Genomic DNA, 14,008 nt, shown 5'->3' with positions numbered 1-14,008 from the left:
TTCCCCTTTACGCGACGTTAAGAGGTCATGGCGCATGTCCGACAAATGGCCCGCACCATCGCCCTCGTCCACGCGCCCCTCGCAGACCTCTCGCTGCAGGACCTTGCGCGCAAGGCGATCGTCCTCGGCTGCGCCGCCGCGCTGATCATGGCGGGCAAACCGTTCCTGTTCTTCTGAGCTGCTGGTCGCTGACACCTTGCACATCGTCATCCTGAACTTGTTTCAGGATCCATTGTGCCGACCGAGCAGCGTCTAGCTTCGAGAGATGGACCCTGAAAAAGTTCAGGGTGACGTCCGGTTTTTGTGATCCGTTTGGTGGGTGCGAATGACCGCACAGGTTTTGGCAGCCGACGCTAACGCCGCTGAAGTAGAACTTTATCAACGAGGACGACCATGGGGCGGTGATGATGCATAGTGTGCGCTGCAAACGCAGTGCCGCTCAGCTTAATCGTTCGGCCAATCGATTTTCGGATATCCCTCCATGAGGGCTGGCCCGTTCCCACGACTTGCACCTCAGAGAGATAAGCAGTCGGGTCTGCAAATTCGCCACCATCATCGATACACATTGGTTGGCGTAGCTTGAGTAGATAAAAACGCTCTTTGTCGTACTCAGTCGCAGATGTTCCGGTCGCCAAGCGGCCTTCGAGCAGGACTGTCGCATCTGTCTCCGCCGTGTTGACACAACCTGCCGTAGTGCGTTCCGAAACCGCTTGGGCTAAGCCGGGCGGCACACAAGAGGCGCACAAAGCTGCGAAAACAAGACTTCTCATAGTGACGCTACTTGTCTGCCAGTTACGCTTCGACCGCAATGGCGTTGTGTCCCGACAGGCTGCTTTTGTCGATTGCAAGTGGATTGCAGACTTTTGCTGCTCGACTAGACCAACGACGGGTTCTGCGGCTCAGATCAGAGCCTTCCACTGCAGCTAAGTGACAGACTTCGCGAGCTCTCGCACGCAATCCACTCGTCGCCCCGTGCTCGACACGGGGCTTGGCTTTTCTTTCGATTTTGCGCTCGGCATGGCCGCTCAACACGTGCTGCGAGTTTCGCAAGAGTCTGCGAGGCTGGCGTCAGAAGGTAGCCAAGCCCCGTGTCGAGCACGGGGCGACGAGGGGTTTGGGGTTGGTTGGGGCGGCGAGGGCCTCCGCCCGATGCGCCCCTACAAGATTTCCAGCACCTTTTCCTTCGGGCGGCACAGGCGCACGCCCTTGTCGGTTTCGACCAGCGGGCGTTCGATCAGCTTGGGTTCGGCGGCCATGGCGGCCAGCACCGTGGCGTCATCGGCTGAGGGCAGGCCGCGTTCCTCGGCGTCGGTGCCGCGCAGGCGCAGGCCTTGTTGCGGGGTCAATCCGGCATCGCGGTAGAGCTGGGCGAGCTTTTCGGCGGTGGGCGGGGTCTTGAGGTATTCGATCACCGTCACATCCGCGCCCGCCTCGTGCAGCATCGCCAGCGTGTTGCGCGAGGTGCCGCAATTGGGGTTGTGCCAGATCGTCGCCTTCATCGGTGCCTCCTGCATGTGCGTTGCAAGCCTCTTAGCCGCGCGAACACCGGCTGCAACGCTCCAGTTTTGATGCAGGTCAATATTATTGCGAAAAATTCTCAAAAACTCCTTGCAACTGCGATTGAGTCGCAATACTCGCCTTCTTGCGAATGATTATCGCAAACAGTGATTGCCAAGGGGACTACCGTGAACCGTCTTTCCAGCCTGCTGCTCGCCGGAACCATGCTGATGCCGTCCGCTGCCTTTGCGGAAGATCTGGTGCCTGCAGACGCCGCGCTGGATGCCGAGAGCGGCAACACGGTTATCGTGGTGACCGGCACCGCCGATGGCTATCGCCCGGTCGACGCCAATGCGGTGAAGACCCCTACCCCGCTGGTCAATGTGCCGCAGACCATCACCGTGCTGACGCGCGAGCAGCTTGACGATCAGGGCATCACCCAGCTCGGCGATGCGCTGCGCTATGTTCCGGGCGTGGTGCTGGGCCAGGGCGAAGGCCACCGCGACCAGATCACCCTGCGCGGCCAGAACACCACCGCCGACTTCTATCTCGATGGCCTGCGCGACGACACGCAGTACTATCGCTCGCTCTACAACATCGAACGCGTCGAAGTGCTGAAGGGCGCCAATGCGCTGCTGTTTGGCCGTGGCGGCGGCGGGGGCGTGATCAACCGCGTCAGCAAGACACCCGACCTGACCCGCGAAAAGGGCGAGGCCAGCGCCAATCTCGACAGCTTCGGCGCATTCGCCCTTGCCGCCGACTGGAACCAGCCCCTTAGCGAAACCGTCGGCGCGCGATTCAACGGCACCTACGAGGAATTCGACAACCACCGGCAGGACTTCGAGGGCCGCTTCATCGGCGTGAACCCGACCATGGCGTTCCAGCCCGGTGAGAAGACCCGGATCGAGCTTTCCTACAACTACGACGACGACCGCCGCATAACCGACCGCGGCGTGCCCTCGCTGAACGGCAAGCCGCTGACCGGCTATGACGATACCTTCTTCGGCCGCACCGATACCAACATCGCCACCGTCAAGGCGCACATCGCGCAAGCCCGGCTCGATCATGAACTGGCCGATGGCCTGAGCTTCAACGTGCTCGGCCAGTACAGCCATACCGACAAACTCTATGGCAACATCTTCGCCAGTGGGGCGGTAAACACCACCACCAACACCGTCGCGCTTTCGGGCTATGAAAGCGGCACGCTGCGGGACAGCTGGATCGGGCAGGCCAACCTCGTCTGGACCGGCAAGACTGGCGGAATCGGCCATACCCTGCTGGCGGGCTTCGAAGTGGCCGATCAGGACACGCATTCGACGCGCCGCAACACCCCCAGCGGATCGGTGACACTGGCCGAGCGGCTGGCGATCCCGGCCCTGGCTTATGGCCCGCTCGTCACCAACAGCCGCACCGACGTGCGCACGCTTTCGGCCTATATCCAGGACCAGATCGAGCTCGCCTCGTTCCTGCAACTGGTGGCGGGTGTGCGCTATGACGAGTTTCGCATCACCGGGCGCAACGCGATCAACGGCGTGGGTGCTTCGCGCACCGACCGCAAGTGGTCACCCCGCTTCGGCGTGATCCTCAAGCCACAGGAAAACGTCAGCTTCTATGGCAGCTTCACCCGCACCTTCCTGCCGCAGTCGGGCGACCAGTTCGGCGCGCTCGATGCCACGCAGGCAACGCTGGCGCCCGAGCAGTTCGAGAACCTCGAAGCGGGCGTGAAATGGGACGTGAACCCCGGCCTTGCGTTCACTGCTGCAGTCTATCAGCTTGATCGCGAGAACTCGCGCTTCAACAACCCGGTCACAGGCTTCCCCGAGCTTTCCGGCAAGACCCGGGCGAAGGGCATCGAGCTTTCGCTGGCAGGTCGCGTGCTCCCACAACTGCAGATGAGCCTTGGCTACACGCTGCAGGATGGTGAGGTCCGTTCGGCCACCACGGCCGCGCCTGCGGGACGCAAGCTCTCGCAGCTGCCGCGCCATCAGGCCTCGGCATGGACGCGCTATGACGTGACCGACAAGCTCGGGCTGGGCCTCGGGCTGACGCACCAGTCGAAGAGCTTCACCACGATCAGCAACGCGGTGACGCTGCCCGCGTTCACCCGCCTCGATGCGGCGGTGTTCTACGATCTGTCAGACCGGATCTCGGTGCAGATCAATGTCGAGAACCTGACCGACGTCGACTACTTCCCCGCCGCGCACACCGACAACAACATTTCCACCGGCGAGCCGATCAACGCCCGCCTGACGGTACGCGCAAAGTTCTGAAGACCCCCCGGCGCCCTCTCCTTCCCCCAATCCCTCGGGAGGGGGCGCCAACCCCTTTTAACCCGCCCCCGGAGCAACGATCGCAGGCGGCGGGGCTGCACTGATCGTTTCCTCGCCGCGCATCACGCGGGCGGCGCGCTGGATCGCGCGGGTAAGGCGCGGATAGGTGCCGCAGCGGCAGATGTTGGTGATGGCGCGGGCGATGTCGTCGTCGGTCGGGCTGGCGTTGCTGGTCAGCAGCGCGGCGGCGGCCATGACGATGCCGGGCGTGCAAAAGCCGCACTGGATCGCCTGCTCGGCCACAAGCGCCTGCTGCACAGGGTGCGAACGATCGCCGGAAAGCCCTTCGATCGTGGTGACGTTGCGGCCCTCAGCCTCGCCCAGCGAGAGCGTGCAGCTGGGCATCGCCTGCCCGTCGACGATGACCATGCAGGCCCCGCACTCGCCGGTGCCGCAGCCATATTTGGTGCCGGTGAGGTTCGCCGCATCGCGCAGCGCCCAGAGCAGCGGGGTGTCGTCCTCGAGACGATACTGCACGGGCTGGTTGTTGACGGTAAGGCGGGCCATGGCCGTGGCTTAGCCCGCCGTTGCCGCTTCAATCAATCCCGCCAGCTGCGGTCGATCCGGTCGATCCGGCGGGTCCACGCGGCAAAATCCGCCTCGCCGACACGGCCTCCGGCATTGACCTGCCCCAGATCGCGCTGGTGGACCTTGATCACGTCTTCGGGGACGTGGATCGCGGGGCGGCCCATCGCAAGCGTCGCCATCTGGATCTCGCAGGCGCGCTGCAGGCTCCACTGCATGATGAACATCTGCGGCAGGGTCTGTGCAAGGACGACCGGGCCGTGGTTCTTGAGCATGAGGATGCGCTTGTCGCCAAGGTTTGCCAGCAGGCGCTCGCCCTCTTCGGCCCGCACCGTCACGCCCTCGAAATCGTGATAGGCGAGCTGGCCGATGAAGTTGCAGGCATAGAAGTTGATCGGCATCAGCCCTTCCTCGAGACTGCACACAGCCATCGTCTCGGTGGTGTGGACGTGCGCGATGGCGTGGGCCCAGGGCAGGTGGCGGTGGAAATAGGCGTGCTGGGTAAAGCCTGCCTGGTTCACCGGATATGGGCTGGAATCGAGCTTGTTGCCGTCGATGTCGATCTTGACGAGATTCGAGGCGGTCACCTCGGAGTAGAGCAGGCCGAAGGGGTTGATCAGGAACGCGCCTTCTTCATCCGGCACCTTCAGGGAGATGTGGTTGTAGATCGATTCCGACCAGCCGAGGTGATCGTAGATGCGGTAACAGGCGGCAAGTTCCTGTCGTGCCTGCCATTCGGCATCGCTGCATTCGATGTTGGGCCTGATCAGGCTAGCCATGGTGCTCTCCGGGACATATCTGGTTGCTATGTGCAACTTGTATCGCATGACCAGCAACGTGCAAGCCATCGCGCAGATGTGCGCGCCGGTGGCCAATGCGCAGGTCAATCTGCCCGCGTTTCATGTGATCTACCCCGATGCAGAGGCACCGGTGCTGATCGCGCGTGGCCCCGCACGACGGCTCGGCACGATGCGCTGGGGCTGGCCGCCGTTTGGTGAAATCAAGCGCCCGGTGACGAACATCCGCAACCTCGCCTCGCCGATGTGGCGCAATGCGCTGGAGGACCCGAACCGGCGCTGCATCGTGCCGGTCACCGCCTTCTCGGAATGGTCGGCCACGCCCGATCCCGCGACGGGCCGCAAGCGCAAGCACTGGTTCGCGCTGAAGGAGCGGGACCTGTTCGCCTTTGCCGGGCTGTGGCGACCGACCGCCGAGGGCCCGCGCTTTGCTTTCCTGACCTGCGAGGCCAATGCGGTGGTGGGCCGGGTCCACCCCAAGGCGATGCCCGTGATCCTTGGCACGCCAGAAGCCGCGCACCAGTGGCTCACGGCGGAAGGACAGCTCGCCGCCGGAATGCAGGTGCCTTTTGCCGACGACAAGATGATGGAAATCGATGTGGAGGAAGAGGCCCCTGCCCCGCCCAGGCCGGAGCAGCCGAGCCTTTTCTGACCGTCTACTTGTGGTCATCCTCCCAGCGCCGCAGCACGCGACGCTCGACCGCGCGGAACAGGGCGTCTAGATCGGCAGGGGCGACGTCGAGCACTTCGTCCCAGTCTTCGAGCACCGCGTCGAGGTCGGCGCGCTCGTAGGTGCCCGCGCAAGTGCCTTTTGGCATCGGCGGAGCCTGCAGCGGAATGTGCGGCCAGGGGTGGCCGGTGACGTTGTTGTAGAGCCAGCCTGCGAAGACCAGCGCGACAAGATTGACCAGCAACGGCAGGAGCAACCCTGCCGAGCTTCCGGTAGGGCTTGTCGCGGCAAGCGCGCCGAGGATGGCGCAGGCCCCGCCCGGCGGGTGCAGGCAGCGCGCCAGAGTCATCGTCGCGATGGCGAGGCCCACGGAGATGCCTGCTGCGGTGAGCGGATCGCCGATGACATGGCCCACGAACAATCCGGTCAGGGCAGCAACCATGCTGCCCCCCAGCACCGACCACGGCTGCGCCAGCGGACTTGCGGGTACGGCAAAAACCAGCACGGCGGACGCCCCCACCGGCGCCACGATCCAAGGCCATTGTGGCGCGGATGGCATCAGCTTGCCGAGCACGGCTGCGAGCGCGACGCCGAACAGCGCCCCCACCGCACCGCGCGCCCAGCCCAGGCGTCCGCCAAAGCGTAGCTGTCCCCATGCGGCGGGGCGCGGCAGCCTGATCATGGGGTGCGGTCTCCTCTCGTCCAAATCAGCGATGCGACGGTGCTTTGCCGCAAGCAAGAAAAAAGGGGCTGGCCCGAAAGCCAACCCCTTGATTCTGTTTTGCCTTGCAGGCGAAGCGCAAAGTGCGCGCTTCGAGAACTGCCAGTAGAAGCCGCGATTAGCGCTTCGAGAACTGGAAGCTCTTGCGGGCCTTAGCCTTGCCATACTTCTTACGCTCGACGACACGCGGGTCGCGGGTAAGGAAGCCGGCGGCCTTCACGGCGCTGCGCAGTTCGGGTTCGAACTTCGACAGGGCCTGGGCGATGCCATGCTTGACCGCGCCGGCCTGGCCCGAGAGGCCGCCACCCTTGACGGTGCAAACGATGTCGTACTGGCCTTCGCGACCGGCGACTTCGAACGGCTGGTTGATCACCAGACGCAGGGTCGGACGGGCGAAGTACACTTCCTGATCGCGGCCGTTGACGGTGACCTTGCCCGAGCCGGGCTTGAGCCACACGCGAGCCACGGCGTCCTTGCGGCGGCCGGTGGCGTACGAACGGCCCTGCGCGTCGACTTCGCGGGCGCGGATCACGGCAGCGGGACCGGTACGGACCGGAGCGACAACTTCACCAGCTTCGGCGGGAGCTGCGGCAACCGGGGCAGCAGCCGTCAGATCCTTGAGATCGGCGAGGCTGGAGACGGTGTTTTCGGTTTCGGCCATGATTATGCACCCACCTTGTTCTTGCGGTTCATCGAGGCGACGTCGAGCGCCACCGGCTGGGTGCCGCCATGCGGGTGCTCGGCACCGGCATAGAGGTGAAGGGCACGCATCTGCGCACGGCCGAGAGGACCGCGCGGGATCATGCGCTCAACCGCCTTTTCAAGCACGCGCTCGGGGAAGCGGCCGCCGAGGACCTTGTCCGCGGTGACTTCCTTGATGCCGCCGGCATAACCGGTGTGCTTGTAGTAGGTCTTGTTCTTCAGCTTGTTGCCGGTGAGACGGACCTTGTCGGCGTTGATCACGACAACGTGATCGCCGCAATCGACGTGCGGGGTGAAGCTCGGCTTGTGCTTGCCGCGCAGATGGTTGGCGATGATGACGGCGAGACGGCCGACCACCAGACCTTCGGCATCGATAAGATGCCACTTCTTTTCCACCTCGGCCGGCTTGATCGACCGGGTGACCTTGCTGAGAGCCTTCATGGCTACGGGTTCCCTGGATTTCAGTGCGTCGATCCGGGCGGGAATCCGCTGCTTCACGACGAAGGAAGCGCGCCTTTGTTGCAAATACCCACCAGAGTCAAGCAAACTGCGGGTTTTCGGGGAGGTAAAATAATACCGCCACCCGGAGAGCCAAGCGTCAGGCAGCTTTTGCAAACCTCGAAACCTTGATTTCGCCTTCGTGCAGACGTGCTTGAGCAAGTTCGTAAGCCGTCTGCATCTGCAGCAAGGTATCGGCCTTGATCCCGAACGCCTTCTCGAACCGGATAGCCATGTCTGCTGAAAGGCTGCCATTGCCATTCAGAAGCGTGCTCAGCGCCTGCCGCGAAACGCCGAAGTGCTCGGCCAGAGCCGTCACGCTGACTCCGGCAGGCTCGACGATCTCGGTCTTCAGCCAGTCACCGACATGGACCGCCAGCGACGGGTGCATCTTAATCGCCATGATAGTCCTCCATATCCATGTCGACGAGCGCACCCCATCTGCGGAAGAAAATTAGCGTTTGCCGCTATTGAGGCTCATATCGTTGGGGCCTCTCTTCGCCTTATTCGCGGCATACGTAGACATTTCAGAGATTTGATCCGCTGTTGGACCAGCCCCTTCAACTGCAAGACAGTCCATCAGGAACTGGTTGCGAGCAACCGATCCACCCTTGTCTAAATCGTCTAGATTTCGACCTCTAAGAGCCTCAATCTTGTCCAGTTCAAAGGTGCATTTTGACCACGCCGCGTTTGCTTTCGCATTATTGCGGTTTTCATTTTGACATCCCAAAAGAGCCAGTGTGAAGAAAGAGGCGACAAGCACTCGCACAGTCACGTTTTCCTTCCATCCGAAGCCACAACTGAGTTTCGGCCATCCTAACTTGTCGCCAAAGTGATGACCAGATTGTGTTTGCAAGACGGCTCAATAACCGCCTTCAAATCTGTCAATCGAAGCGCAATCCGCCTCCAGCCAGCCCAGTGTCGCCTCGCCCGCAGCATCGCAGCGCCAGCCTGAGATTGCAGGGGCCTCGTAGGGGTGCAGCGACTCCAGTCGCGCCACGGCGGCGTCCAGCAGATCGGCGCGGGTCTTGAACAGGACGGCAACTTCGCTGCCCTCGCCCCGCTCGCCGTTCCAGCGATAGAGCGAGCGGATGGCGGGGAGGATGTTGGCGCAGGCGATCAGGCGTTCGTCGAGCAGCTGGCCTGCTACCGCCTCGGCGCTTTCAACGTCGCCGAAGGGGCACCAGATCAGCGCGGCACTCATTGCGCGCCTTGTTTCGGGCGGCCGAGGATGTGGGCGCACCACACCGTAGTCGCCACAAGCAGCGCGCCGACCAGCTGGTGCAGCACGCCGAGCCAGAGGGCGACGCCGCTCCACACGGTGAGAATGCCGAGCAGGACTTGCGTGCCGAACACGGAATGCAGCACGAAAGATGCCTTGCGGTCCGTCTTGCGAAGGTGGCGGGCGACAAGCACCAGAACGGCGACGACCGCCCATGCCCACCAGCGGTGGACGAAGTGGACGAGGAAGACGTCGGACAGCAGCGCGTGGGCTGCGCCCAACGCCCAATCGACGCCATCGGGATAGACCTTGCCCTGCATCAGCGGCCAGGCGTCCCAGTTGAACCAGCCGCCGCCCGCCGAAGTGCCCGCGCGCAAGCCAGCGACCAGCGCGCCATAGAACAGTTGCAGCACCAGCATGACGAGGGCCAGAAGGCCAAGGCCGTGGAGCTTAGAGCGCCCCTCGCCCTTGCCCAGCGCAATCAGGTCAAGCGCGGTCCAGACCAGACCGGCCAGCGTGAACAGCGCAACCAGCAGGTGCGTGGCGAGGCGGAAGTGGCTGACCTTGACGTCGTTGACGATGCCGGACTTGACCATCCACCAGCCAACCGCACCCTGCAGCGCACCCAGTGCCAGCAGCGCGAGCAGGCGCGGCTTGTACCCTTGCGGAATGCGGCCCTTGATCCAGAACCATGCCAGCGGCGCAGCAAAGACAAGGCCGATGGTGCGGGCAAGCAGGCGGTGGACCCACTCCCAGAAGAAGATGAACTTGTAGGTGGAGAGCGTCATCCCCGCCGGGCCATTGACCAGCTGGTACTGCGGGGTGGCGCGATAGGCGTCGAATTCGGCTTGCCACTGGGCCTCGGTGATCGGCGGCAGCGTGCCGCTGACCGGCTTCCATTCGGTGATCGAGACGCCCGATTCGGTGAGGCGGGTGATGCCGCCAACCACGACGATGGCGAGGACCATGAAGGCGACGATGAACAGCCAGCGCGAGAGCGCGGTGGCATCGTTTCGCAGCTTGGGCGTGACGCTTGTGCTCATGGGGCTGCCACTGCTCCTGCACTTGCCAATTCGCAAGAGGCATTGTGGGACAGGCGAATGGCGGCTCTTCCAAATGAATCTGCAGCGCGCCCTTGCCGGATGATACAGTATAACATATATGACCCAGCGATGAGTGATGCCCTGCTTGCCTTGCGTTCCCGGCTCGACCGGATCGGCGTGCTCCTTTCGGGGCTGTGCCTGATTCACTGTGTCGCCGGCATTTTCCTTGTCGGGATGCTCGGCCTTGGCGGCGGCGTGCTGCTGAATCCCGATATCCACCGCTGGGGCCTTGCCTTCGCGCTGGTGATCGGCGCGGCGACCATCGGCATTGGCGCGCTGCGGCATGGGCGGTTCCTGCCACTGGCCATTGGCGGCACCGGCCTCGCCCTGATGGGCGGCGCGGTGGCTGTGGGCCATGGCGATGCCGAAGTGGTGCTGACGGTATGCGGCGTGCTGCTGGTGGCAACCGCGCACGTGATCAACATGCGGCATTCTCACTAAGGCCGTACTTGCACCCTTCCCCCGCGTCGCTAAAGCGGGCCGCATGACTGCACTGTTATCCCTTACCGTCAACGGCGAACCCCGCCGCGCCGCGCCCGGATCGGTTGCCGATCTGGTGCGCAGCCTCGAACTGGAGCCGACCAAGGTCGCGGTCGAGCGCAATGGCGAGATCGTGCCCCGCTCCACGCTGGCCGACGTGGCGATTGCCGAGGGGGACGTGCTGGAGATCGTGCATTTCGTAGGTGGAGGACAGAGCGACGTGACGGAAACTGATGATACGTGGACCGTCGCCGGACGCACTTTCCGCTCGCGCCTGATTGTCGGCACCGGCAAGTACAAGGATTTCGAGCAGAACGCCGCCGCCGTCGAAGCCTCGGGCGCAGAGATCGTCACCGTGGCGGTGCGCCGGGTCAACGTGTCGGACCCCAAGGCGCCGATGCTGACCGATTATATCGATCCGAAGAAGATCACCTACCTGCCCAACACCGCAGGCTGCTTCACCGCCGAGGACGCGATCCGCACGCTGCGTCTGGCGCGCGAGGCGGGTGGCTGGGACCTGGTGAAGCTCGAAGTGCTGGGCGAAGCGCGCACGCTCTATCCCAACATGATCGAGACGATCCGCGCGACCGAAGTACTGGCGAAGGAAGGCTTCCTGCCGATGGTCTACTGCGTCGACGATCCGATTGCGGCCAAGCAGCTGGAGGATGCGGGCGCTGTGGCAGTCATGCCGCTGGGCGCGCCGATCGGCTCAGGCCTTGGCATCCAGAATCAGGTGACGGTGCGGCTGATCGTCGAAGGCGCCAAGGTGCCGGTGCTGGTCGATGCGGGCGTTGGCACCGCATCGGAAGCGGCCGTGGCGATGGAGCTGGGCTGCGACGGGGTGCTTATGAACACGGCCATCGCCGAAGCCAAGGACCCGATCCGCATGGCCCGCGCGATGAAGCTTGCCGTACAGGCCGGGCGCGATGCCTACCTTGCCGGGCGGATGCAGCGCCGCAGGTATGCCGATCCGTCGAGCCCGCTTGCGGGGTTGATCTGAGGCAAGCGTTGCGCGGGGTGCCCACCCCGCTGCGACGAACTTCACTGCGTTCAGTAAGCCTCGCGACCCTCCCGCCTGCGGGAGGGTGCAAACGCCACCTTCTTACCCCCCTCCCGCAAGCGGGAGGGGTCGGGGGTGGGCATTACCCCACAACCCCCGCCGCCGCCAGAACCGCCAGCGTCAGGATATCGGGCGCGAGCGAGGTCATCGGCGCGATCTGGACGGGCTTTTCCATGCCGATCAGCATCGGGCCGATCACGGCGTTGCCCGCGAGTTCGCGGAGCAGCTTGGCCGAGATGTTGGCCGATTGCAGGCCGGGCATGATCAGCACGTTGGCCGGGCCCGACAGGCGGCTGAACGGATAGTTTGCCATGACCTTGGGGTTCAAGGCTGCGTCGGGCGCCATTTCGCCTTCGTATTCGAAGCCGGGATTGTCGGCATCGAGGATCGCCACAGCACCGCGGATCGATTCGAGCCAGCGACCATAGGGATTGCCGAAGGTCGAGTACGACAGGAACGCCACGCGCGGTTCGTGGCCCATGCGGCGGGCGACGGCGGCAGTCTCGCGTGCGATCTGGGCAAGGTCCTCGGCCGAGGGACGCTCGTTCACCGTCGTGTCGGCAAGGAACACGGTGTAGTTCTTGGCGACCATCAGGTGGATGCCGAAGGGCAGGTGGCCGGGCTTGGGATCAAGCACGCGGCGCACTTCCTTCATCGACTGCGCGAAAGTGCGCGTCATGCCGGTGATCAGCGCATCGCCATGGCCCAGTGCGACGAGCAGCGAGGCGAAGACGTTACGGTCCTGGTTGACCATGCGCTTGACGTCGCGCTCCATGTAGCCCCGGCGCTTGAGGCGTTCATAGAGGTAGGTCACCATCTCGGGCACCAGCGGCGAGACGGCGGAGTTGTGGATCTCGTACGATGACGGATCGCTGACGCCGAGTTCTGTCAGCAGGTCGAGCACCGGCTGGGTGCGGCCGACCAGCACCGGGGTGCCATAGCCGAAGTCCTTGAACTGGATCGCGGCGCGCAGCACCACCTCGTTCTCGGCCTCGGCAAAGACGACGCGCTTGGGATTGTCCTTGGCCTGGGCGAAGACGTTGGTCAGCACCGAAGTCGTCGGGTTGAGACGCGCCTTGAGGCTGGTGCGGTAGGCGTCAAAGTCCTCGATCGGCTTCTGGGCGACGCCCGAATCCATCGCCGCCTTGGCGACGGCAGAGGATACGACTTCCATCAGGCGCGGATCGAACGGCGCCGGGATGATGTAGTCGAGACCGAAGGTGTGGTTGATGCCGTAAGCGGCGGCCACTTCCTCGGGGACGGGTTCGCGCGCAAGCTGGGCGATGGCTTCGGCTGCGGCGATCTTCATTTCCTCGTTGATCGCCGTGGCGCGCACGTCGAGCGCGCCACGGAAGATAAACGGGAAGCCGAGCACGTTGTTGACCTGGTTCGGATAGTCCGAACGGCCCGTGGCGACGATGCAGTCCGGGCGGATTGCCTTGGCATCGGGCGGGGTGATTTCCGGGTCCGGGTTGGCCATGGCGAAGATGATCGGCTGCGGGGCCATCTTCGCCATCCATTCAGGCTTCAAGGCGCCCTTGGCCGAAAGGCCGAGGAAGATGTCGGCACCGACCAGTGCGTCTTCGAGGCTGCGCGCAGTGGTGTCGACCGCATGCGCGCTCTTCCACTGGTCCATACCGCCTTCGCGACCGCGAAAGATCACGCCCGAACGATCGCACATGATCACGTTGTCGTGGCGCACGCCCATGGCCTTGATCAGCGCGGTACAGGCGATGGCGGCTGCGCCCGCGCCGTTGACCACGACCTTGACCTCATTGAGCTTGCGCCCGGTCAGATGGCAGGCATTGAGCAGACCCGCTGCCGAGATGATCGCGGTGCCATGCTGGTCATCGTGCATGATCGGAATCTTGAGACGCTCTTTCAGCGCCTGCTCGATGATGAAGCATTCGGGCGCCTTGATGTCCTCAAGGTTGATCCCGCCGAAGCTCGGCTCCATCAGGGCCACGGCTTCGATGAACTTGTCGGCGTCTTCGGTGTCGAGTTCGATGTCGATCGAATCGACGTCGGCGAAGCGCTTGAACAGAACGGCCTTGCCTTCCATCACCGGCTTGGACGCCAGCGCACCGAGATTGCCGAGGCCGAGGATCGCGGTGCCGTTCGAGATCACCGCAACGAGGTTGCCCTTGGCGGTGTAATCATAAGCCGTGGCGGGATCGTCGGCGATGGCGCGGACCGGAACCGCAACGCCGGGCGAATAGGCGAGGCTGAGATCGCGCTGCGTCGCCATGGGCTTGGACGCGATGATCTCGATCTTACCGGGGCGGATCGTGTTGTGGTAGAAAAGCGCCTCGCGTTCGGTGAAGCGGACGTTGCTTTCCTCGGACATGGTTCCCCCCGTATCTGGCCGGACTTGTTGTGTCGGCAGTGTCCGACCTTGGACGT

At 63.8% G+C, this 14,008-nt stretch carries 17 protein-coding genes; 5 read left to right on the top strand and 12 right to left on the bottom strand.

Going from position 1 to position 14,008, the window contains the following annotated elements:
• Positions 1-45: 45 nt before the first annotated feature.
• Positions 46-177 carry a hypothetical protein gene (locus ACZ1JX_RS16580; RefSeq protein WP_465124585.1) on the top strand — a complete coding sequence of 44 codons (132 nt, stop codon included), beginning with the start codon at positions 46-48 and terminating at the stop codon, positions 175-177.
• A 176-nt stretch (positions 178-353) separates the two neighbouring features.
• Here the strand turns inward: ACZ1JX_RS16580 and ACZ1JX_RS16575 are convergent, their stop codons facing one another.
• Positions 354-566, bottom strand: a complete 213-nt coding sequence (locus ACZ1JX_RS16575; protein WP_465126447.1) for a DUF4431 domain-containing protein — start codon at positions 564-566, stop codon at positions 354-356.
• 591 nt (positions 567-1,157) lie between these two features.
• Complete coding sequence (gene arsC, locus ACZ1JX_RS16570) at positions 1,158-1,499, bottom strand: arsenate reductase (glutaredoxin) (protein WP_465124584.1); 342 nt, start codon at positions 1,497-1,499, stop codon at positions 1,158-1,160.
• A gap of 186 nt (positions 1,500-1,685) precedes the next feature.
• On the opposite strand from arsC, the gene ACZ1JX_RS16565 reads away from it, so the two are divergent.
• Entirely contained in the window at positions 1,686-3,767 is a 2,082-nt protein-coding gene (locus tag ACZ1JX_RS16565) for a TonB-dependent receptor (protein ID WP_465124583.1), read from the top strand.
• Between the two features lie 57 nt (positions 3,768-3,824).
• Here ACZ1JX_RS16565 and ACZ1JX_RS16560 read toward each other — a convergent pair whose 3' ends face one another.
• Both ACZ1JX_RS16560 and ACZ1JX_RS16555 read right to left on the bottom strand, forming a co-directional pair.
• Complete coding sequence (locus ACZ1JX_RS16560) at positions 3,825-4,334, bottom strand: (2Fe-2S)-binding protein (RefSeq protein WP_465124582.1); 510 nt, start codon at positions 4,332-4,334, stop codon at positions 3,825-3,827.
• Positions 4,335-4,366: 32 nt separating this feature from the next.
• The gene (locus ACZ1JX_RS16555; protein ID WP_465124581.1) at positions 4,367-5,131 is read right to left on the bottom strand and encodes a class II aldolase/adducin family protein; all 765 of its coding nucleotides are present in this window, start codon (positions 5,129-5,131) and stop codon (positions 4,367-4,369) included.
• Here ACZ1JX_RS16555 and ACZ1JX_RS16550 point away from each other — a divergent pair.
• The gene (locus ACZ1JX_RS16550) at positions 5,106-5,801 is read left to right on the top strand and encodes an SOS response-associated peptidase (protein WP_465124580.1); all 696 of its coding nucleotides are present in this window, start codon (positions 5,106-5,108) and stop codon (positions 5,799-5,801) included. The genes ACZ1JX_RS16555 and ACZ1JX_RS16550 overlap by 26 nt on opposite strands.
• Before the next feature lie 4 nt (positions 5,802-5,805).
• On the opposite strand, the gene ACZ1JX_RS16545 is transcribed toward ACZ1JX_RS16550, so the two are convergent.
• The 7 genes from ACZ1JX_RS16545 to ACZ1JX_RS16515 form a co-directional block, all read right to left on the bottom strand.
• Positions 5,806-6,501 carry an HPP family protein gene (locus ACZ1JX_RS16545; RefSeq protein ID WP_465124579.1) on the bottom strand — a complete coding sequence of 232 codons (696 nt, stop codon included), beginning with the start codon at positions 6,499-6,501 and terminating at the stop codon, positions 5,806-5,808.
• A gap of 157 nt (positions 6,502-6,658) precedes the next feature.
• Positions 6,659-7,201: a 30S ribosomal protein S9 gene (gene rpsI, locus ACZ1JX_RS16540; protein WP_465124578.1), complete on the bottom strand. Its 543-nt coding sequence runs from the start codon at positions 7,199-7,201 to the stop codon at positions 6,659-6,661.
• Between the two features lie 2 nt (positions 7,202-7,203).
• The gene (gene rplM, locus ACZ1JX_RS16535; protein ID WP_011446923.1) at positions 7,204-7,683 is read right to left on the bottom strand and encodes a 50S ribosomal protein L13; all 480 of its coding nucleotides are present in this window, start codon (positions 7,681-7,683) and stop codon (positions 7,204-7,206) included.
• Between the two features lie 157 nt (positions 7,684-7,840).
• Complete coding sequence (locus ACZ1JX_RS16530) at positions 7,841-8,143, bottom strand: HigA family addiction module antitoxin (protein ID WP_465124577.1); 303 nt, start codon at positions 8,141-8,143, stop codon at positions 7,841-7,843.
• Positions 8,144-8,194: 51 nt separating this feature from the next.
• The gene (locus ACZ1JX_RS16525) at positions 8,195-8,509 is read right to left on the bottom strand and encodes a hypothetical protein (RefSeq protein ID WP_465124576.1); all 315 of its coding nucleotides are present in this window, start codon (positions 8,507-8,509) and stop codon (positions 8,195-8,197) included.
• 93 nt (positions 8,510-8,602) lie between these two features.
• Complete coding sequence (cutA, locus tag ACZ1JX_RS16520; RefSeq protein WP_465124575.1) at positions 8,603-8,944, bottom strand: divalent-cation tolerance protein CutA; 342 nt, start codon at positions 8,942-8,944, stop codon at positions 8,603-8,605.
• Positions 8,941-10,005 (bottom strand): COX15/CtaA family protein, encoded by a 1,065-nt coding sequence (locus ACZ1JX_RS16515; RefSeq protein WP_465124574.1) that lies wholly within the window; start codon positions 10,003-10,005, stop codon positions 8,941-8,943. The genes cutA and ACZ1JX_RS16515 overlap by 4 nt, the downstream gene beginning before the upstream one ends.
• Positions 10,006-10,134: 129 nt before the next feature.
• Here ACZ1JX_RS16515 and ACZ1JX_RS16510 point away from each other — a divergent pair, with 129 nt between their 5' ends.
• Positions 10,135-10,506 carry a MerC domain-containing protein gene (locus tag ACZ1JX_RS16510; RefSeq protein WP_465124572.1) on the top strand — a complete coding sequence of 124 codons (372 nt, stop codon included), beginning with the start codon at positions 10,135-10,137 and terminating at the stop codon, positions 10,504-10,506.
• Between the two features lie 43 nt (positions 10,507-10,549).
• Entirely contained in the window at positions 10,550-11,545 is a 996-nt protein-coding gene (thiS, locus tag ACZ1JX_RS16505; RefSeq protein WP_465124571.1) for a sulfur carrier protein ThiS, read from the top strand.
• Positions 11,546-11,687: 142 nt separating this feature from the next.
• Here the strand turns inward: thiS and ACZ1JX_RS16500 are convergent, their stop codons facing one another.
• On the bottom strand, positions 11,688-13,952 hold the full coding sequence (locus ACZ1JX_RS16500) for an NADP-dependent malic enzyme (protein WP_465124570.1): 2,265 nt from the start codon (positions 13,950-13,952) through the stop codon (positions 11,688-11,690).
• Positions 13,953-14,008 lie beyond the last annotated feature (56 nt).

This window comes from Novosphingobium sp. BL-A-41-Hi4A-0G (assembly GCF_055521735.1).
This window is presented reverse-complemented; position numbering and strand designations above follow the sequence as displayed.